The following is a 19,422-nucleotide window of genomic DNA, read 5'->3' as shown; positions in this document are numbered from 1 at the left end:
GCAAAAATTTATTCCCTATTAATTCCTAGCCAGTGAGACAAATTTTCTCGTTGGATAGCAGTGGTCTTAGGAGATAGGCTGATCTCATAACTATCATAGTAACGCTGCTCAACGGTTGCAATGTTCATCACTATTGATTTAGAGCCTCTTTTGATTTCAAACTCATTGTTGTTTTTCAATTTGACACCCAAATTGGAATAATTTTCGCCATTGATTTTTATTATGGAATCTCCTACAGAGAGATACTCCTCAGCAATACTTCCAGGAGCGATTTCAACAATTTCAGCCCCGTTAGCTTTAATACCGAGCTTACTGGTGCACTCCTCTGGATGACATATTTTGGAGAATTCACAACCTACATAGGCAAGCGCATCACCTAGAAGGGTGCTAAGACAAACTGTACTCTCGTATAGAGTGGCTAGGAGAGCATTGACTGATTCACCTCCAATCGTAGAGATTATGGCGTAAACCTGCTCCCGGCTATAGCCTCCTTTCTGATAAGTGTGATTTTCGTAGAGAGATTTTAAAACATCGATGAGCCTTGACTGATTGTTAGTGGCTTCACTTATTTTCAGGTCGAGTATCAAAGCGCATAAAGCCCCCTTTACATATATAGAAACTTTTTTTGACGGAAATAAATTTTTGTAGCCATCCACCCAAAGATTTGCACTAGCCTGAATCAATGAGCTTTCGTGCCTGCCATAATTTTCAAAATGCCTTTTAAATAGCGCGTTTAGCTCCTTAAAGTATCCGTTTTGCGTAAGCACTCCTGATTGAGCTAAAAACAAATCGCCGTAATAAGTGGTGAATCCTTCGGTGACAAATCCACTCTCTGTCATGGTCTCTTCATCGAATCGATAAGGCGACATTTCCATGGGTCTAATTCTGGTGACGTTCCAGGTATGAAAAAGCTCATGCGACGCCACTCCCATCAACTTATGGAAATATTCCGAACTACTGGATTCATCATTTGGACCCAGAACCAGAACTGTTGAATTTTGATGCTCCACTCCATGATAATGTGCGTAGTCAAGAGATTGGACTATAAAATCATAAATACGTGTAGGAAAGCCACCCATCGCAGCGATCTGACAGGCAGTAAACTTTTTGAAATCTTTCAGGATTTGGGATTCATCCAGTGGAAACTCACCGTTAAAAACGATATTGAATCGATACTTGTCAATGGAATAGGTTAGGGTTTTGAGATTGGGACTGGCAAGCAATGGTGAATCTGCGAGTTGTTGATAGTTTTCGGCTAGTAAGAGACCTTCATCTGTTTTGAGCATACTACAAGACGTTAGGTAGCCCTTCGGCAGGTCGACTTGAAGACTGATTTGTTGGTTGTCGTGCAGTGCTGTGTAGAATATGCAGTTTATAAAATTGATGTACACTTGACTGTCGTCCAAGACAGAGTTGCCGGCATCCATTTTATTGGCATAATACTGATATCGAACCACCAATAGATCGATACCCGCGGTATCAATCAGCCACTTGTTAGGTCTTGATTTTCTCCAGGTCAATGCTGAGCCATTGCGATCTGTGGCAGAAAAACGCTGAATATTCTCTGCAAACGGGGCAAGCTCGTAGCGCCCAGGCCTCCAGGTAGGCAGGATCAATTCCAGAGTCGGTAAGCTTTTCACCTTGAGTTTGAGCTCTATGTGAAGCAGATGTGTCAATGGGTTTGGTGAAGAGATGTGACAATTTATCATGAACAAGGCTTTATTTTTGTACAAATATTGGCGATTTAGAGCGTATTAATAATAATCAAAAGGTATTATTCTGGATTCTTCATTAAACTATCTGATTTAGACTTTGTTATTGTTTAAAAGCTCTCTATTTTTGCACTCCATTTTTTCAAGCTGCGTCAGGATAGTAGTTAGGGGCAATTGGAAATCTAGAGATAAAAAATAAGACATAAGATGAAAAGAACATTTCAACCTTCTCAGAGAAAAAGAAGAAATAAGCACGGGTTTAGAGCCAGAATGGAAGATCAAGGAGGCAAAGCAGTGCTTAAAAGAAGAAGAGCCAAGGGTAGAAAAAAACTAACGGTATCTGACGAAAGAAAGCATAAGAAATAAGATTCTTGCTTAGCTTTATTCCTTCTTACAATCTTGATGGAAGGAAACGAACCTACATATAGAAAATACACCTTCCCTAAGCAGGAAAGGCTGAATAGTAAAAAACTAATTGATGCTCTTTTTACCGAAGGAGCATCTTTTTATTTTTATCCCTTCTCCGTACGTTTTCTTCAGCTCCCGGACGCAGAGACAAACCATCAGTTCATGGTGTCGGTGTCCAAAAGAAACTTCAAACGAGCTGTCGACAGAAATCGTATCAAAAGATTGGTACGCGAATCATATCGCTTACACAAGCATGAATTATGTGCATCTGGCACGCAGCACAAATATTTTGCGATTGCTTATATTTACACAGCCAAAGAAATTCATCCATTTGATTTTGTCGAATCCAAACTAATGGACTCTTTCGGACGTTTAAAAAAGTCACTTAAAATAGAATTAGAGGGGAATTAATCAGGTCAGTTGAATATGAAAAGAACAATAATAGGAATTGCCGGCACTGTCTTATTAATAGGCCTGTTTTCTTTTACCTGGTTAGGTGGAGACAACAGCTTCGAAATCTCTCGAAATCTCAATATTTTCACTACCCTCTATCGCGAGCTGAATACACACTATGTAGATGAGTTATCCAGTGATAAAGTCATAGGAGATGGAATAGAAGCTATGCTGAGATCTCTCGATCCATATGCTGCCTACATTTCAGAGAATCAAATAGAAGAATACAGGACGTCTACTACAGGTGAATATGGAGGCATAGGCGCTATAGTAGGTAAGAGGAATAAGCTCAACACGGTCATAATGCCTTATGTCGGATACCCGGCGCATAAAGCTGGATTGCTAATCGGCGATGCCATACTGGAGATAGATGGCAATGATCTGGCTGATAAGTCATCTACGGAAATCAGCGAACTTCTAAAAGGTCAGCCTGGATCGAATATCATATTAAAAATCAAAAGGTATGGAAACGACAATCCATTTGACGTGACCCTGACCAGATCTAAAATCACGATCAACAATGTCATGTACTACGGTATGTACAATGAAACCACTGGTTTTATTAAGCTAAGTGATTTCACCACCAATGCGGGCAGCGAGGTGAAAAATGCATTGGATAGCCTAAAGCGTGTAGGAGCCACAAAGATTATTCTAGACCTCAGAGACAATCCAGGCGGACTATTGGGAGAAGCGGTCAATGTGGCTAACGTGTTTATAGGACAAGGGAAAGAAGTGGTAAGCACAAAAGGCAAAATGTCTTCGTGGAATAAAACCTACTCGACACCCTATGCCACATCAGATGGAGACATTCCATTAGCCGTACTCACAAGTAGAGCTACCGCATCGGCAGCGGAGATTGTTTCAGGTGTGGTTCAGGACTACGACAGAGGCGTCCTGGTTGGTGCCAGAACATTTGGCAAGGGGCTCGTTCAAGCCACAAGACCGTTGCCATATAATGCTCAGCTAAAAATCACGACGGCCAAATATTACATTCCCAGTGGGAGATGCATCCAGGCCATCGACTATTCTAATAAAAACGAAGATGGAAGTGTGGGTAAAATCCCTGACTCACTCAAGGTGGCATTCAAAACCAGTAAAGGAAGAGTGGTCTACGACGGCGGCGGGATCGAGCCAGATATAAATGTAGAACCCAAAACTATTTCGAACTTGCTCTATAATATGGTCAGTCAAAATCTGATTTTTGACTACGCCACAGCCTATGCATTTTTAAATAAAGAGATTTCAGCTCCAAGAGAGTTTGAATTGTCAGATGAAGAGTATTTAGAATTTGTAAACTGGGTTGATGATAAAGAATTTAACCTTTCTTCTCAAATGGATGAGGCTATCACGGCTCTGGAAGAAATGGCAAAAAAGGAAAAATATTATGAGGGCATGGAGGCCACTATAGAAAACCTTAAGATCAAGGTAGAGGCCTTGAAAAAAGATTATATGATGACCTTCAAAGCAGATATCAAATACATGCTTGAAGAAGAAATTGTGAGTAGATATTACTTTCACCATGGCATGATGGAGTCTAGCCTGGATCATGACCCAACCGTGCTGGAAGCAGCCAATATTCTGAACGACTCAGAAGCCTATTCTAAAATATTGAACAAATAATTTTTTCTGTGTCACTAATACTTGCACTTGATACCTCTACATCTAGCGGCTCTGTGGCTTTGGTCAAAGACGGTAAATTGATTGCCTCACATATTTATTCTATAGATAAATCTCACTCTTCTCTACTTCATGTCATGATCGAGCAGATGATGGCGAATGCCTCATTTGCAATGAGCGAATTGAAAGGCATAGCTGTAGCCGAAGGCCCTGGATCTTATACCGGTCTCAGAATCGGTGTCTCAGCAGCCAAGGGGCTTTGTCTAGCGCTAGATATTCCATTGATGGCGATTAATACATTAGAAGCCATGGCTTATCAGTTGGCAAGACGCTCCTCTGACAACTGCATGTATTGCCCGATGATAGACGCTCGGCGGATGGAGGTATATGCCGCGTTGTATCTTCATGACATGAAAGAAGTAAAACCAACAGCACCAGTTCTACTCGAGGAATATGCCTACGAAGATGTCTTGCCGACATCGAAAATATTATTTTTTGGAGATGGGTCTCAAAAGGCCAGTGAGGTGGTCAAACATGAAAACGCTTATTTCGCAAGCGATATAGTCCCTTCCGCAGAGGAGGTGGCACTATTGGCAGTCAAAAAGTTCGAAAACAAGAATTTTGAAAACGTTGTGGCTTTCGAGCCGTTTTATTTAAAGGAATTTAGAACAGCATCCTCATTTAAGTAATGGAAGGAGAAATCGTAAACAGAGTTGCCAATAGCAAGCTGATCAATTTTGATCTGGAAGAGTATTATGACCAATCGGAAAGACTACTCATAGACATCAAGGATCAATTGTACAATGGATTCGTCCTGAGAGAAGGTGAATTCAGAGCCTATGTAAAAGAGCATGACTGGAGTGCCTATTCAGGAAAAAATGTGGCCGTATACTGTAGTCAGGATGCAATTGTGCCGACCTGGGCATATATGCTACTCGCATCCGCTCTGGAACCACATGCAAAAAATCTTGTCTTTGGTGAATTGTCACACTTGGAAAATCACCTTTTTCAAAAAGCCTTGGCAAAAATCAATCTAGAAGATTTCAAAGATCAAAAAGTGATCATCAAGGGTTGCGGTAGATATCCCGTACCAGAATATGCTTATGTAGAAATCACCAGATTATTAAACCCTGTAGTTTCTAGTCTCATGTACGGCGAGGCTTGCAGTGCTGTACCTATTTACAAAAAGCCCAAATCAAAATAAAAACTCCCTTTTGCATGTCGAGTATTCATGATACCTTTGAAACTGACATAATAATCGCCTCTTGAAATTTGAAGTAAAATTACCGCTGTTTGAAGGTCCCTTCGACCTACTGCTCTTTTTCATACAAAGAGACGAGTTGGATATTTATGATATTCCGATTTCTCAAATTACAGATGATTTTCTCGATTATATAAAGCACCTGGAAAAAATGAATGTAGAGGTGGCAAGTGAGTTCATTCTAGTGGCTTCTACCTTGATGAGGATCAAAGCAAAGATGTTGCTGCCACGACCTGTGCTGGATGAAGAAGGCAATGAAATCGATCCAAGAGAAGAACTAGTCCGTCACCTGCTGGAATACAAAAGGTACAAATCTGTCATTGCAGAATTGGTGCAGCTGGAGTCAAATCGACTGGATCGGGAAAAAAGAGGTAATCTGGCTCGGGAGATTAGGGCTTTATCCGAAGTCAGCAATGTGGAAGCAGAGTTGCAAAACCTCGATCTGTTTAAGATTCTGAAAGTCTATAAAAAGGTGCTTCAGCGATATGAAACTGAACAAAACAAGGTGGATCATAAGGTGGTACAATATCCCTATACTATCTCTGGTCAGAAAACCCATATCCTTACCTCACTTGATCGTACCCCACGTATGGCGTTTACAGACGTAATGGCTGAAAAACCAGAGAAGATAGTCGTGATCTTCAATTTTCTAGCTATTCTGGAACTGTTACAAATGCAATTAGTGCAGATTACCATAGGGGAAGGGTTTAATAATTTTTGGATTGAAAAGACGGAAACTGTCGCCGCCGATTAATGGAAATTAGCAGAAAGAGCGCCTTTAAAGTCCTAAATCCCAACAATATATGGGTCCCCATTCTGGTGGGACTAGGCATTGTATTTTTGCTGTTCTATTTCGACGAGAGCATCACTGCGGACAATCTGAAACTAATCTTCGATGCTAAATTTTCTTCAATTCTGGTTGCCATATTGGTCCTGCTAGCACGTGATGCGGGCTACGCCTATAGAATCCGTACGCTTACAGATCAAAAACTAAGCTGGAAGCGCAGCATAGTCGTCATTATACTTTGGGAATTTGCTTCGGCAGTCACCCCATCAGTGGTTGGGGGTACTGCAGTCGCAGTATTTATTCTTACCTATGAAGGAATCAACTTTGGAAAATCGCTAGCCTATGTGATGCTCACAGCGATATTAGACAATCTATTTTTTGTGGTTGCAGCCCCTGTGGTGATGCTACTCACTAATGGAGTCATCTTTCCGAAAGTAGCAACCTTCGACTTGCAAATAGGAAGCAGTCTGCAGTTCTTCTTCTTCGTGAGTTATGGGCTAATTGCTATTTATACTCTAGTCATGTCCTATGGCTTGTTCGTCAAGCCGAGAGCTTTCAAATGGTTTTTGCTAAAGGTAACAGCGATCAAATTTCTTAGGAAATGGAGAGTCAAAGCCAATCAGTACGGTGATGAAATCATGATTGCTTCTATCGAAATTAAGGGAAAATTAGCAGCTTATTGGATCAAGATAAGTCTGGCTACCCTGTTCATCTGGTGTGCTCGATATTTGATGCTGAATAGCTTGGTATCAGCGTATACAGAAATCACTGTACCTGAGCACATGGTAATTTTCAGTAGGCAAATTATTATGTGGATTGTGATGCTGATTTCCCCTACACCGGGCAGTTCGGGTACGGCAGAATTTTTCTTCAATCAATTTTTTAACGAATATTTAGGTAATTACACCTTTGTTTCCAGCATCTTCTGGAGGCTTATGTCATACTACCCTTACCTATTGCTGGGAGCTATCTTTCTGCCCCGATGGATCAGAAGCAAATTCTTTAAGAAATAAAAAATCCCGCCAGAAGCGGGATTCAAATCTTTCAAATTGAGATTCAATTAAATCTTTTCCAATTCTGAAAAGAAGAATGAACCTTCAATAGCTGCGTTCTCATCTGAGTCAGAGCCATGTACGGCATTTGCTTCAATAGATTTAGCAAATATCTTTCTAATTGTACCCTCAGCAGCGTCTGCAGGATTAGTAGCGCCAATTAGTTTTCTGAAATCCTCTACAGCATTGTCTTTTTCCAGAATCATCGCTATGATAGGTCCTGAAGACATATAAGCACAAAGATCGTTGTAAAAAGGTCTTTCGCTATGTACTGCGTAAAACTTCCCTGCAGTCTCTCCAGTAAGTTTAGTCAATTTCATTGCCTTGATTGAGAAGCCTGCTTCTTCTATCATTTTAGTGATTGCACCCGCGTTGCCAGCACCGAAGGCGTCAGGCTTGATCATGGTGAATGTCTTGTTATTAGCCATTTAAATCTTAAGTCTTATTTGTTCTAAAAATCCCGCAAAATTAGGGCTATTTTTTGATGATAAAAAGAATTCATTGCATATCGTAATTTCTAGTAGCTCGTCGCTTTTGCATTTCGAATAAATTTCACCACTTTTGCACCTTCTTTTTACATCATCGATGCAAAACATAGCAGCATTTAAAGAATTACTCGAGCTTCCTAAGCGAATCGTAATCACCACCCATATAAAGCCAGATGCAGATGCATTAGGTTCTTCCTTGGGACTTGCCGGATATTTGTTGAAGCAGGGACATCAAGTCTGTGTGATCACACCTACCGACTATCCAAAATTCTTGAATTGGATGGAAGGCAACGATGACGTACTGATCTTTGATGGAAATGAAGAAAAATCTAAGTATCTGGTCGAAAATGCTGATTTAATATTTTGCCTTGATTTTTCAAGCCTTAATAGAATCGGTGAACTGGGTAAATTGGTAGCTGAATCTGATGCAGAAAAAGTCCTAATAGATCATCACCTCAATCCAGAAACCTTTGCCAAGTATGTTCTTTGGAGTACTGAGGCCGCGGCTACTGCGGAGCTCGTTTATGACCTGATCGAAATGCTAGGCGATACAGAAACCCTTACCAAGGGGATGGCTGAGGCCTTGTATGCCGGACTAATGACTGATACGGGCAGTTTTAAACACCCATCCACTACGCCTCATGTGCATAATATAGTGGCTAATCTCATGGAACTAGGAGCTGATTGCTCCAAGGTCAGCCATAAGATATACGACAGCAACTCGCTTGATCGAATGAGGCTTCTGGGCTTTGCCTTGTACGAAAGGTTAGAAATTATAGAAGGCAGTAACGTAGCCTATTTCTATCTGACCCTTGAAGATAAGAAAAGATTCAAATATCAAACCGGTGATACAGAAGGGCTTGTAAATTATGGCCTCGGAATAGATGGAGTAAATGTTTCGGCGATCTTCATTGAGGATCCGGACAAAGTAAAAATTTCATTCAGATCATATGGCGATATCCCAGTGAATGAATTATCGAGAAAATATTTTAATGGTGGTGGGCATAAAAATGCTGCTGGGGGAGCATCTGACGATGACCTGCAAACTACCATAAACAAATTTAGAGAACTTGTACAAAACCAGACGAAGGAATTAAATTATGAAGTATAACACTTTATTAGCCATTTTGGCTATCTCTGTTCTAACCATTGCATGCAGTGAAGAAAGAACTACTAAATCAGGAGTGAAGGTGAAAATTGTTGAGAAGGGTGAATCCACTCCTCTAAAGGATAGCACAATTCTGCAGCTCAATATGAAATATGTGAATTCCAATGGAAACGACATGTGGAATTCAAAAGAAGTAGGCGGCCCTGTAGCTATTCAATACCTTAAATCTGTATGGAGCACCAGAGGTACTATGTATGAAGCCTTTGAGGTAATGAACGTAGGCGATAGTGCGATATTCGAAATCGATGCTAAGGATCTTTATGAGAAATCATTTAATTCAGGAGTGCCTGATTCACTGGATTCTGCTAGTAATATCACCTTCTATGCCAAAATCATTGCTATGATGACGACTGAAGAATTTCAAGAGTATCAAAAAGCAGAGTATGAAAAAGCGCAGGAAGAAGCGAGAATAAAAAGAGAAGAAGAGCAAGCCGAGAGATTGGAAGCAGCAGCCGAAACGATCAGAAAGGATGGCGAAGCTATTGATCAATACCTTGCAGATAATGGAATCACAGCGCAAACCACAGAATCTGGACTCAGGTATGTGATCACACAACCAGGACAGGGTGAAAATGCAGCCTCTGGCAACAGAGTATCAGTTCACTACAATGGGACACTGCTCGACGGAACCAAATTTGATTCATCCTATGATAGGGGTCAGCCATTTGGATTTGTTCTAGGACAAGGAAGAGTAATTTTAGGCTGGGATGAAGGTATAGCCTTGTTGAACAAAGGAGCTAAGGCAACGCTTTATATCCCAAGCTCATTAGCTTATGGAGAAAGAGATACAGAAAGGATTCCAGCTAACTCTATCCTCAAGTTTGATGTAGAATTGGTAGATTTTCAATAAAACATGAAGTTTTCAGTAATTATTTTACTAGCTCTCAGTGGGCTGGGTTTGATCTCTTGTGATGAAGAGTCACAAACAGACTATCCCAGTCTTGAGGAATATCTCGAGAGAAAAAGCATTACTGACTTTACTAGAACAGCTTCAGGGTTGATTTATACAGTAGACCAAGAAGGCACTGGAGATTTCCCTGAAGTAGGTCAAACCGTCACCGTACACTATACAGGTTATCATTTGGACGATACCAAGTTTGACTCCTCCTATGATAGAAATGTAGCGCTTACAGTTGAGCTTGGTGCGGGTATGGTGATAGATGGATGGGAAGAAGGGCTGAGGTACTTTAAAAAAGGTGGTTCTGGGTCGTTGTATATTCCATATGAACTGGCTTATGGTACTTCTGGCAGCCCGAGTGGAACAATTGGGCCAAGAGAAGATATAAAATTTGATATTAATTTGATTGCTATAGATTAGGAATAATGAGAATGAATATTGTGAAGAATAGTTTTCTGGTTATAGTATTTTTAGCTGTGGGGATTGTGAGCTGTGTGGACCATGCCGCTGACAATGAAGCAGAAATAGAGCAGGCAAGGATTGATTCGCTTGCTCAGGCTGAAATCGAAGTCGAGTTATTTGATGACTACATAGCCGATGCTGATAACGGTATCAACGAGGATGATGTAGTGGAAGGTGATTTTGGTGTTCGACACGTAGTTTGGAATCCAATAACAAGTGTAAGAACCCCAGAGTATAATGAATTGGTATCAGTACACTATGCAGGACAGTTTTTGACCAATGAAATTTTTGATACTACGAACCCTTCCTGGGCTCAGGATTCAGATAGTTTGAACTACGTTGAGGAGGGTATCTCATTTGATGACTTACTAGAGGCATCCAGCAAATCCTATTTAGAGTTGTTAGACTCATTGAACTCTTCTGATGGGGCTATACTTAATCCACTCTATGATGCCGACAGGTTATATGTCCCTATTGTATTTAACCATACGGAAGATGGATCTGGCATCGGCAACACTTTCATTATAGGCTTTAGAATTGGACTCAGAGATGCTATGATCAAAATGGAGCTAAATTCTGAAGCACTAATCATGATTCCATCTGCTGTAGCATATGGAACCTTTGGTACATTCAATAGCGATGGGACAGAATCGATTCCTCCGGATACCCCATTGATTTTCAAGTTTTCTTTAGTGAATATTCGACCGTAACGAAGGTGGAAATCTGCTTTGCCACTCACAATGAAAATAAGCTTGAAGAACTCAGGCAGATGCTTCCTCAGTATCAAATTGTAGGGCTTACAGATATAGGCTGCAATGAAGAAATCCCTGAAACAGGGGCCACGCTATCCGAAAATTCACGAATAAAAGCAACTCATGTCTCCAGTCACTATTCAATCAACTGCTTTGCAGATGATACTGGGCTAGAAGTGCATGCACTGGATGGTGAACCTGGTGTCTACTCAGCACGATACGCAGGAGACGACCGTGATAATCTAGCGAATATCAATCTTCTGCTGAGTAAGCTAGAGACATGCACGGATAGATCTGCGAGATTCAGAACGGTCATCACCCTAATAATTGATGGTGAAGAACATCAATTTGAAGGGATTGTAAATGGCACTATTATCGAAGAACTCAGAGGAAGTCAAGGGTTTGGCTACGATCCGGTTTTTATTCCGGATGGTTATGAAGAGACCTTCGCGGAAATGTCTTCAGAGTCAAAAAACGCAATCTCTCATAGAGGCCGGGCAGTGGCAAAGCTTGTGGAGTTTCTAGAAAAAAGAGCATAAAAAAAAGCTGCACTCAATGAATGCAGCTTTCCTTCCTAGTTACTCAAAATAATTTTTACTTTTCTTCCATAAACGGATATCTATAATCCTTAGGAGGATTAAATGTCTCTTTAATTGTTCTTGGAGATATCCACCGAAGCAGATTTAGCATAGATCCAGCTTTGTCGTTGGTGCCTGATGCTCTGGCTCCACCAAATGGCTGTTGGCCTACAACCGCACCGGTTGGTTTATCATTGATATAGAAATTACCTGCAGCGTTGACCAATCTTTTGGTTGCCAGCTCGATGGCATATCTATCCTGAGAGAATACAGCTCCGGTCAAAGCATATGGAGAAGTGCTGTCCACTAGCTCTAGTGCCTCTTCAAATCTTTCAGCCTGATAGACATAGATCGTGATTACCGGGCCGAAGATTTCTTCACACATCGTTGTAAACATTGGATCTTTAGCTACGATGATTGTTGGCTGAATGAAGTAGCCTTCTGATTTATCGTAGTTACCACCAGCAATGATCTCGGCCATATCACTTTCTTTCGCTTGGTCGATGAACCCTGAAATTTTATCAAATGCCTTCTCATCAATCACTGCATTGAAGAAATTCGTGAAATCTTCTGGCGAGCCCATTTTGATGCTTTTATGATCTTCGAGCAAGTATTTTTTTACTTCATCCCAAATATTATCTGGAATGTAGGCTCTGGATGCTGCACTGCACTTTTGACCTTGAAATTCGAAGGCGCCTCGTGTTATCCCAGTGGCCAGTGCTTTGGCATCTGCCGACTTATGTGCAATAATAAAATCCTTACCCCCGGTTTCTCCTACTATTCTTGGGTATGACTTGTATTTGCTGATATTCTCTCCGATGGTTTTCCATAGGTGCTGGAATACGCCAGTACTTCCAGTAAAGTGTAATCCGCCGAAATCAGCGTGATTGAATATCACTTCTCCAGTCGTAGGACCGTCGACGTATACCATATTGATGACCCCGTCAGGTACTCCTGCTTCTCTAAATATTTCCATGAGTATTTGTGCAGAGTATACTTGCGACTCAGCTGGCTTCCACACCACAGTATTGCCCATCATGGCAGGCGCTGCTGGCAGGTTGCCCGCAATAGAGGTGAAATTGAAAGGAGTCAGAGCAAAAACAAATCCTTCGAGCGGTCGGTGTTCCAGCCTGTTCCACATACCAGGAGCGGACTCAGGTTGCTCAGCATAAATCTGCGTCATGAAGTCGACGTTGAATTTCAAAAAGTCTATGTATTCGCATGCGGCATCAATTTCTGCCTGATAAGGGCTCTTGGACTGAGCCAGCATTGTAGAAGCATTGATTTTAGCTCTATAGGGCCCAGCTACTAATTCGGCAGCTTTCAGGAAGATACTTGCTCTGTGCTCCCAAGACATGGCAGCCCAGGCCTCCTTGGCACCTATTGCAGCATTGATGGCTTGCTCTACATGCGAGGCATCTCCATAGTTGTAGTGACCCAGCGTATGCTTATGATCATGGGGAGGAGCCATTCTTACTTTTTTGTCAGTAGTGACCAATTCACTACCGATATACATCGGAATGTCAATTTCTTTGCCCCGCATTGCCTTTAATTCGGCTTTTAGAGCAATTTTTTCTGGACTTCCAGGTGCATATGACAGCACTGGTTCATTTTCAGGGACAGGCACTGAATATATTCCTTTGGGCATAGTGTTTTATCTTTTATTCAATGAATTTGTGCAAATGTAAGAAAGACAGATATAATGAGGATTGGATAAATACATATTATTTTAGCCAAAAAACATCGTAACCATCCTGATTGGGTTAAAAAAGTATGAGATGAAAAGATGGAAAGAATTTTATGAAAAATATCAGGAGTATTTCAGAACTGATTTGCTCTTTTATGTCTTTATGCTTTTTTTCCTGCTTTTTTTATTCGTGGTGATTGGTGCTGATTAGTGCACGTAGCTGGCGGCATTCATATCAATTGTGCTGCCTGTAGCATGATCCGCCATGCCACTCGCCAAAAATGTGACCATGGGAGCAATATCTTTAGGCTCTGTCATACGCTCTAGTGAGATGTCTGATGTGGCGTGCTCAGTTCCATATTTCTCCATAGCCTCCTTAGCCATATCTGTCCTTACAAATCCTGGTGCTATATTAAATGCTTTGATTCCATTCTTGCCATAAGCTCTGGCGATGGTCTGAGTCAGTGATACCAAGCCAGCTTTTGAGGCTGCATAGGCCATGTATTCTGCCGTATCACCTCTATAAGCTGCCCGTGAGGTAATATTGATTATTCTGCCCGCACTGTTACGTTTTAGAAAATGTTCAATTACTTTTTTGCAAAGGATCCCTGCAGAAGTGAGGTTGACTTGTATGGTCTCGTTCCAGGATTTCATCCATTCAGATTCCTTACCGTCTATATCTACGGCCTTGGCAATACCAGCATTATTCACAAGTATCTCCACGCTGCCCATCTCAAGTACTACCCGATCAAACAAATTCGCGGCCTCATCTTTTTTTGATAAATCTGCTTGAAAGGCACGTGATTCATTGCCTAAGACATGAGCTAAATTTTCAGCCTCACGCATATTTTTGTTGTAATGAACCGCTACTGTTGCTCCAGCTTCTGCCAGTTTGGATGCGATAGATTTCCCTATTCCTTTGCTGGCCCCGGTCACTAGAATGTTTAATCCTGATAGGTTGATGTACATCTTTCTCTCTTATTCGAGGGGTTAAATTAACACTCAACGAACTAAATTAAAATTCAGATGGCAATTATATTAATCACCTGGTACATGCAATCAAAAAATTAAGGCTCGTAAATATCAACCGTGGTATAAAAAGATGACCATGGAAACCAGTAACCTATTATTCCATTGGTAGGTGTCAGTTCAGTGCCACTGTCGGGCCCACTTACTGCCATGCCAAGTACATTCCATTCGTTGCCAAATTGGTCAGTCATTAGTACTGCTGAGGTAAGTTTCCCCTCCTTGTACAATTCTCCTTCTGGCAGAGAGAATGTGAGCCATTCATCATTGATTTTAATATTGTAAAAGGAGATAATGAAGTTTTGAATCTGACTACCAATGATTACAGTATTTTGTCCTTCTACTTCATCAGATATGATTCCAACCTCATCTTTTGGAAAGCTACCAAACCGATAGGCTTTTGCATAGTCCTCTCTTATGACTGTATGCACCCGCTCTTTGGTATGCAATCGATCGTCTGGATCCTTCACCTGAAAAATCAATCCATCCACAGATCTATAATCACCATATGGATAAGCTGCATAATTACGCGCGTGACCTGTTTCAGTTGAAAGCACCACTGTATTTGGAAAAAAAGTTTGCCAGGTCGACCAAGACGTTTCTATGAGTTGCACCATAGTAGGCTTTGTGCCGATCAGCTCGCCATTGACACATTCTAGCGTCAATTGGCTCCAGTTGCTTTCAGAGTTTCTGTCGTAGGGGATGACGTTGGCGTTGTACAACAGTCCCGATACTCCGAAGGTTGTAATCAAATCGCCAAACTTCCTATGCCAGCCGGTGGCCGTGCCCGTCAAAGGACAGTAGATCACAGCTATAGGCTCCTTATTATACCAGTCGTTGGCGATTTCATGCCAATTCATGACCAAATGCGAATAAGCTTTGGTTTCCTGCCCATCAGAATACCCAATGACCAATTCATGATCCTCAAGATAGGTGGCTTCTGATGGAGTAATAAAATTGGGCTCATCTAGCGCCGGGATACCATCCTTACCAGGCCCACCATCGAGTATTCTGGTAAAAGGGATGGACCATTCGCCCTCAGCGATATATCCTGTACGAGCTTTTGGCTCATCTTTCTCCTCAGAGCAGGATGAGCCATAGAAAATGACAAGTACTAGTAGTAGAATTGAAAACTTTTTCATAATCATAATTTTAAGTTGATCAAGAGTGCGGTATTCCATCTAAAAGTAGGGGTGATTTGAGTGCCTTCGAGATTCGCATAGATCGGTAGATCTATCGTGCTCATCAAGTGTATATTGGGTGTGACAAGATAGGACAGGCCTGGCCGAATAAAAAGCCATTTGCCACCAGTGCTGGGTACATCGAATCCATCGTTTACGTCTTCTGAAACCCTCCTGTATTTAAACCCTAGAGACGGGCTGAGTACTTGGTTGAAAAACAAAAATTGATCCGCAACACCTACCTGAATCTGGCTTTCATTTCCAAATTTGTAGGTTTGATCAATCAGATAGCTGCTGTTTTCTCCGGTATATCTGAAAGTGAGGGTAGTATAGATGGAAAGAGAACTTCTGACTTTGAAGTTGTGCTCGCTGCTAAAAAAGGCTATGGCGTCCATAGCGCCACTTCCTGGTTGCATGTCTGCATTCAGAAGTATACCCCTTTTGGTGGTTTCATCAGAAGAGCCAGTTGGAAATTTCACCCCGATGCCGACCTGATAGTGATTCAGAAAACGATATTTGGATAAAAGCACAATATCTCCAATTCCATTGGTGCTTTCTATTGTGGTATTGAACCCTACAGGAGATACGATTCGTTCTTGCTTCACATATGGGAGGAGTACTTCAAAACTCCAATGCTCATTCAAATTATAGCCGGCTTGGAAAAGCGCAGTATAGGTAGATCTGGTACGTGTATTGTCATCAAGCGTCTCGGTCCCATTTTTCAGGGTGTTTAGCTTATTTAGGTCATAGGAAATGGAAAACTGGAGTTGTTTTTCATCAGCGAAAGGGAGTCCCAAATTGCCGCTCAGTGGTGCTCCACCAGAACAGCATGATTGACCAAAACTGAGATGCGGGACAACACATATCAGAGCCATCATATATAGGTGCATGTTTTCTAAACCAATAATTCATAAATAAAATTCATCGGATAGAATAATATTTGAAAGGGAACATTTATGTTCGGTTTTGAGTTGACCTATAGAAATCCCTCGATTATGACAAAAAAGACAATCTCTGTACTGTATGCTTTGCTAATATTATTGTTCTTTCATCTAAGCCCTACTGCTGGTTTTAGCCAGATCGTTTGGCGTGATCTAGCATCAGCGCAAAGCCTGAATAAGGATACGCCAAAACCGATATTTATAGAGTTTACAGCTAAGTGGTGTGGGTGGTGCAAGAAAATGGAGAAAACTACTTTTATAGATAGTAATGTGGTAGATATGTTGAATGAACAATTTTATGCTGTTAAAATTGATTTTGATAGCGATCAGGCGATTGACTATCTGGGCAACCAATATACAGGGAAGCAACTGGCAAAGGAGTTTGGCATCGAGGGACTTCCAACTATGATCTACCTACCGGCCAACTTGGATGGGAGTAAAAAAATTGTAGGATACAAAACATCAAAACAGCTAATCAAAGTGCTCAGGCAAATGGATAATTCCTAATTTGTAACCAGCCAGCCATTGTTGTAGTCTAATGGTGACAACTCAAAATAACCATTATGCTTTACAACTATTTTAAAATCTCGATTAGAAACATTCGAAAACATAAGCTGTTTTCCTTTATCAATGTTTTCGGACTCTCATTTAGCCTTTCTATTTGCCTAATAATTATTATGCTTCTGGCAGATCAGTTTAGTTATGACCGATTCAATACAGACGCAGATCGCATTTATAGAGTCAACCACTCTCGCAGCGACCTAGACGCTGTCATAGAAGGTATGGCCACTTCTCCCATGCCTGTGGGTGAGGAGCTGAGCTCCAAATATCCAGGAATAGAGAGCTATACCCGGCTTAGCCGAGGGTTTGGTAACGGCTGGGTTAAACTCATGCAAGACATCAATATCCCGCTCTCTGGTTTTTTTGCAGACCCATCGTTTGTAGAGATGTTTCAATATGAATTCGAGTATGGCGATTCGAAGACGGCGCTACTTGAGCCTTATTCAGTGATTCTATCCAAGGAGACAGCAGAAAAACTCTTCAATAAGGAGAATCCGGTAGGAGAAGTGATAAAGGTAGGAGAGCTTGGAAGCTATAAAGTGACAGGTGTTCTCAAAAGAGTAGAAGGCAAATCACACATTAAATTTGATGGTGTGGCCTCTATGTCAACCCTTGAATCACTAATCAAAAAGGAAATCTTACCCGAAAGTATGATGACCTGGACTAATAGATCAAGAACCTGGACCTATATCAAACTGAAGAAAGGCACTTCAGTGGAAAGCGTAGAGCAAAATCTTGCAAAAATTAGTGAAGAGCAATATGCTAATATGGAAGATATGGATACGGATTTTTACCTTCAAAATATTAGAGCAATCAGCCCTGGCCCACTGGTAGGCAATCAGATAGGCCCCGGTATTCCCATGATTTTTGTCTATTTCCTTTTTGGAATGGCGTTGGTGATTATCATATCGTCCTGCTTCAATTATACCAATTTGTCGATTGCGAGATCATTGAATCGAGCCAAAGAAGTAGGAATAAGAAAAGTATTCGGCGCAGTACGTTATCAGATATTAATGCAGTTTCTCACCGAATCCGTGATTATATCCATGCTTGCTTTTCTTTTCTCAATGGCTATTGTACAGCTCATGGAGCCCATCTTTTTAGAGCTTAATTTCAGCCAGCTACTTGATTGGAATCTGCAGCAATCCACGGAAGTCTATCTGATTTGTCTTGCCTTCTCTGTTATGGTTGGGCTAATCGCCGGGATTGTCCCTGCCATGTTTCATTCATCCGTGAAAGCACTGCAAGCACTCAAAAACCTCTCCGGTGTAAAGGTGTTCTCTAAATTGGGCCTTAGAAATGCGCTCATCGTAGGGCAGTTTGGACTATCACTTTTTCTGGTCATTACAGTCAAGCTGATCTACAATCAAATGAATTTTATGATTGAATCTGATTATGGTTTTGATGCTGACAATATCGTAATTGTTCAACTCAACAACTCTGATCCAGACAAGCTAAAAAATGAGTTGCTGACCTACCCTGAAATCAGTAGTGTCGCAGGGGCGAGGTTTGCCCCTGCAGCCGGGACAAGCAGTTCTCTAACCGTCCTCATAGATGAAGCCGAACAAGAGTTGCAGTATTTCGATGTGGATGAAGACTACGTCGAAAATATGGGCCTTACCATTTTAGCCGGTAAGTCTTTTACCAAAGAAATTAAGGAAAAAAAGTTAGTCATCAATGAAGAAGCTTCTAAGAGTTTTGGATACCCGCATCCGTTGGATGCAATTGGCCAGGTTGTGGTTATCAATGATTCGGTCAACTACGAAGTGATCGGAGTAATGGAGAACTATAACCATGAGACCCTCGTGTCCTCCATCAAGCCCATGGCGCTCATCTATAGCAAAGAAGACCTCGGCATACTTCAAGTGCGTGTCAATTCTGCGAATTATGAACAGGCCATTGGCAGTATCAATGCTGCCTGGAATAAGGTAAATCCAGATCTAAAAATCGAGTACAAACTCATGAGCGATGAAATCGCCTTCTTCGCCGACATCATGTTCGGAGATTTGACTAAAATCATCTCGTTTATTTCGTTACTTGCCATTATTATCGCCTGCCTTGGACTGATGGGAATGGTTGTCTTCAGTACTCAGTCTCGATTAAAAGAAGTTTCGATTCGGAAGGTATTAGGTGCCAGCAATCAGGCTTTGATTTATATTCTATCTAAGGGTTTTGCCAAGCTTCTACTTTTGGCCATACTCCTGAGCGTGCCGTTGACTTGGTTTATCAATAATCTATGGATGGACTTTATCGCATTTAGAGTAGAAATCGGCGCTGGAGTGATAGTTTTTGGAGTTGCCATTGTTGCTCTACTGGGGCTGCTGGTAGTGGGTTCTCAAACGTGGCAAGCCGCCAACACCAACCCCTCAGATATTTTACGAGATGAGTAG

Annotated in this window: 20 protein-coding genes; 14 read left to right on the top strand and 6 right to left on the bottom strand. The window is 41.4% G+C overall.

Translation table 11 applies throughout. The features are described from left to right. Nucleotides 1-8: 8 nt before the first annotated feature. Entirely contained in the window at nucleotides 9-1,709 is a 1,701-nt protein-coding gene (locus ABJF11_RS20155; RefSeq protein ID WP_348122073.1) for a PDZ domain-containing protein, read from the bottom strand. 210 nt (nucleotides 1,710-1,919) lie between these two features. On the opposite strand from ABJF11_RS20155, the gene rpmH reads away from it, so the two are divergent. The 7 genes from rpmH to ABJF11_RS20120 all read left to right on the top strand — a co-directional run bounded on the left by rpmH (nucleotide 1,920) and on the right by ABJF11_RS20120 (nucleotide 7,251). After that, nucleotides 1,920-2,078, top strand: a complete 159-nt coding sequence (gene rpmH / locus ABJF11_RS20150; RefSeq protein ID WP_348122072.1) for a 50S ribosomal protein L34 — start codon at nucleotides 1,920-1,922, stop codon at nucleotides 2,076-2,078. A gap of 36 nt (nucleotides 2,079-2,114) precedes the next feature. Beyond that, entirely contained in the window at nucleotides 2,115-2,531 is a 417-nt protein-coding gene (gene rnpA / locus ABJF11_RS20145; RefSeq protein ID WP_348122071.1) for a ribonuclease P protein component, read from the top strand. 15 nt (nucleotides 2,532-2,546) lie between these two features. Further along, entirely contained in the window at nucleotides 2,547-4,193 is a 1,647-nt protein-coding gene (locus tag ABJF11_RS20140; protein ID WP_348122070.1) for a S41 family peptidase, read from the top strand. Nucleotides 4,194-4,201: 8 nt separating this feature from the next. Continuing rightward, the gene (gene tsaB, locus ABJF11_RS20135) at nucleotides 4,202-4,879 is read left to right on the top strand and encodes a tRNA (adenosine(37)-N6)-threonylcarbamoyltransferase complex dimerization subunit type 1 TsaB (RefSeq protein ID WP_348122068.1); all 678 of its coding nucleotides are present in this window, start codon (nucleotides 4,202-4,204) and stop codon (nucleotides 4,877-4,879) included. Beyond that, nucleotides 4,879-5,394 carry a DUF2480 family protein gene (locus ABJF11_RS20130; RefSeq protein WP_348122067.1) on the top strand — a complete coding sequence of 172 codons (516 nt, stop codon included), beginning with the start codon at nucleotides 4,879-4,881 and terminating at the stop codon, nucleotides 5,392-5,394. Before tsaB ends, ABJF11_RS20130 begins: the two co-directional genes overlap by 1 nt. 61 nt (nucleotides 5,395-5,455) lie before the next feature. Then, on the top strand, nucleotides 5,456-6,205 hold the full coding sequence (locus ABJF11_RS20125; RefSeq protein ID WP_348122066.1) for a segregation/condensation protein A: 750 nt from the start codon (nucleotides 5,456-5,458) through the stop codon (nucleotides 6,203-6,205). Then, on the top strand, nucleotides 6,205-7,251 hold the full coding sequence (locus ABJF11_RS20120; protein ID WP_348122065.1) for a lysylphosphatidylglycerol synthase transmembrane domain-containing protein: 1,047 nt from the start codon (nucleotides 6,205-6,207) through the stop codon (nucleotides 7,249-7,251). The genes ABJF11_RS20125 and ABJF11_RS20120 overlap by 1 nt, the downstream gene beginning before the upstream one ends. 47 nt (nucleotides 7,252-7,298) lie before the next feature. On the opposite strand, the gene ABJF11_RS20115 is transcribed toward ABJF11_RS20120, so the two are convergent. Further along, a complete protein-coding gene (locus ABJF11_RS20115; RefSeq protein ID WP_348122063.1) occupies nucleotides 7,299-7,718 on the bottom strand; it encodes a nucleoside-diphosphate kinase in 420 nt (139 codons plus the stop codon). Between the two features lie 157 nt (nucleotides 7,719-7,875). On the opposite strand from ABJF11_RS20115, the gene ABJF11_RS20110 reads away from it, so the two are divergent. Genes ABJF11_RS20110 through ABJF11_RS20090 form a run of 5 tightly spaced genes read left to right on the top strand, consistent with a single transcriptional unit; the run spans nucleotide 7,876 to nucleotide 11,597 of the window. Next, entirely contained in the window at nucleotides 7,876-8,889 is a 1,014-nt protein-coding gene (locus ABJF11_RS20110) for a bifunctional oligoribonuclease/PAP phosphatase NrnA (RefSeq protein ID WP_348122062.1), read from the top strand. Then, the gene (locus ABJF11_RS20105) at nucleotides 8,879-9,796 is read left to right on the top strand and encodes an FKBP-type peptidyl-prolyl cis-trans isomerase (protein ID WP_348122060.1); all 918 of its coding nucleotides are present in this window, start codon (nucleotides 8,879-8,881) and stop codon (nucleotides 9,794-9,796) included. The genes ABJF11_RS20110 and ABJF11_RS20105 overlap by 11 nt, the downstream gene beginning before the upstream one ends. Nucleotides 9,797-9,799: 3 nt before the next feature. After that, entirely contained in the window at nucleotides 9,800-10,264 is a 465-nt protein-coding gene (locus tag ABJF11_RS20100) for an FKBP-type peptidyl-prolyl cis-trans isomerase (protein WP_348122059.1), read from the top strand. Between the two features lie 5 nt (nucleotides 10,265-10,269). Beyond that, nucleotides 10,270-11,016, top strand: a complete 747-nt coding sequence (locus ABJF11_RS20095; protein ID WP_348122058.1) for an FKBP-type peptidyl-prolyl cis-trans isomerase — start codon at nucleotides 10,270-10,272, stop codon at nucleotides 11,014-11,016. A 5-nt stretch (nucleotides 11,017-11,021) separates the two neighbouring features. Continuing rightward, nucleotides 11,022-11,597: a non-canonical purine NTP diphosphatase gene (locus ABJF11_RS20090; protein WP_348122057.1), complete on the top strand. Its 576-nt coding sequence runs from the start codon at nucleotides 11,022-11,024 to the stop codon at nucleotides 11,595-11,597. A gap of 55 nt (nucleotides 11,598-11,652) precedes the next feature. Here ABJF11_RS20090 and pruA read toward each other — a convergent pair whose 3' ends face one another. From pruA to ABJF11_RS20070, 4 genes are all read right to left on the bottom strand, one after another. Continuing rightward, nucleotides 11,653-13,284, bottom strand: coding sequence for an L-glutamate gamma-semialdehyde dehydrogenase (gene pruA / locus ABJF11_RS20085; protein ID WP_348122055.1), 1,632 nt, complete (start codon nucleotides 13,282-13,284; stop codon nucleotides 11,653-11,655). A 246-nt stretch (nucleotides 13,285-13,530) separates the two neighbouring features. After that, nucleotides 13,531-14,292: an SDR family oxidoreductase gene (locus tag ABJF11_RS20080; protein WP_348122054.1), complete on the bottom strand. Its 762-nt coding sequence runs from the start codon at nucleotides 14,290-14,292 to the stop codon at nucleotides 13,531-13,533. Nucleotides 14,293-14,390: 98 nt separating this feature from the next. Then, the gene (locus ABJF11_RS20075) at nucleotides 14,391-15,491 is read right to left on the bottom strand and encodes a DUF3179 domain-containing protein (RefSeq protein WP_348122053.1); all 1,101 of its coding nucleotides are present in this window, start codon (nucleotides 15,489-15,491) and stop codon (nucleotides 14,391-14,393) included. Between the two features lie 2 nt (nucleotides 15,492-15,493). Beyond that, complete coding sequence (locus ABJF11_RS20070; protein WP_348122051.1) at nucleotides 15,494-16,420, bottom strand: transporter; 927 nt, start codon at nucleotides 16,418-16,420, stop codon at nucleotides 15,494-15,496. Nucleotides 16,421-16,525: 105 nt separating this feature from the next. Between ABJF11_RS20070 and ABJF11_RS20065 the strand changes: the two genes are divergently transcribed. After that, a complete protein-coding gene (locus ABJF11_RS20065) occupies nucleotides 16,526-16,978 on the top strand; it encodes a thioredoxin fold domain-containing protein (RefSeq protein WP_348122050.1) in 453 nt (150 codons plus the stop codon). Nucleotides 16,979-17,034: 56 nt separating this feature from the next. After that, nucleotides 17,035-19,422: an ABC transporter permease gene (locus tag ABJF11_RS20060; RefSeq protein ID WP_348122048.1), complete on the top strand. Its 2,388-nt coding sequence runs from the start codon at nucleotides 17,035-17,037 to the stop codon at nucleotides 19,420-19,422.

It is taken from the genome of Reichenbachiella sp., assembly GCF_039941815.1.
Classification (GTDB): domain Bacteria; phylum Bacteroidota; class Bacteroidia; order Cytophagales; family Cyclobacteriaceae; genus Reichenbachiella.
Note: the sequence above shows the minus strand (reverse complement) of the source record. Positions and strands in the feature narration are given on the sequence as shown.

Bases quoted from the DNA above. Each gene is read 5' to 3' on its own strand.
- ABJF11_RS20155 (WP_348122073.1), bottom strand. From the start codon at position 1,709: ATGATAAATTGTCACATCTCTTCACCAAACCCATTGACACATCTGCTT.
- rpmH (WP_348122072.1), top strand. From the start codon at position 1,920: ATGAAAAGAACATTTCAACCTTCTCAGAGAAAAAGAAGAAATAAGCAC.
- rnpA (WP_348122071.1), top strand. From the start codon at position 2,115: ATGGAAGGAAACGAACCTACATATAGAAAATACACCTTCCCTAAGCAG.
- ABJF11_RS20140 (WP_348122070.1), top strand. From the start codon at position 2,547: ATGAAAAGAACAATAATAGGAATTGCCGGCACTGTCTTATTAATAGGC.
- ABJF11_RS20130 (WP_348122067.1), top strand. From the start codon at position 4,879: ATGGAAGGAGAAATCGTAAACAGAGTTGCCAATAGCAAGCTGATCAAT.
- ABJF11_RS20120 (WP_348122065.1), top strand. From the start codon at position 6,205: ATGGAAATTAGCAGAAAGAGCGCCTTTAAAGTCCTAAATCCCAACAAT.
- ABJF11_RS20115 (WP_348122063.1), bottom strand. From the start codon at position 7,718: ATGGCTAATAACAAGACATTCACCATGATCAAGCCTGACGCCTTCGGT.
- ABJF11_RS20110 (WP_348122062.1), top strand. From the start codon at position 7,876: ATGCAAAACATAGCAGCATTTAAAGAATTACTCGAGCTTCCTAAGCGA.
- ABJF11_RS20105 (WP_348122060.1), top strand. From the start codon at position 8,879: ATGAAGTATAACACTTTATTAGCCATTTTGGCTATCTCTGTTCTAACC.
- ABJF11_RS20100 (WP_348122059.1), top strand. From the start codon at position 9,800: ATGAAGTTTTCAGTAATTATTTTACTAGCTCTCAGTGGGCTGGGTTTG.
- ABJF11_RS20095 (WP_348122058.1), top strand. From the start codon at position 10,270: ATGAGAATGAATATTGTGAAGAATAGTTTTCTGGTTATAGTATTTTTA.
- pruA (WP_348122055.1), bottom strand. From the start codon at position 13,284: ATGCCCAAAGGAATATATTCAGTGCCTGTCCCTGAAAATGAACCAGTG.
- ABJF11_RS20080 (WP_348122054.1), bottom strand. From the start codon at position 14,292: ATGTACATCAACCTATCAGGATTAAACATTCTAGTGACCGGGGCCAGC.
- ABJF11_RS20075 (WP_348122053.1), bottom strand. From the start codon at position 15,491: ATGAAAAAGTTTTCAATTCTACTACTAGTACTTGTCATTTTCTATGGC.
- ABJF11_RS20070 (WP_348122051.1), bottom strand. From the start codon at position 16,420: ATGCACCTATATATGATGGCTCTGATATGTGTTGTCCCGCATCTCAGT.
- ABJF11_RS20065 (WP_348122050.1), top strand. From the start codon at position 16,526: ATGACAAAAAAGACAATCTCTGTACTGTATGCTTTGCTAATATTATTG.
- ABJF11_RS20060 (WP_348122048.1), top strand. From the start codon at position 17,035: ATGCTTTACAACTATTTTAAAATCTCGATTAGAAACATTCGAAAACAT.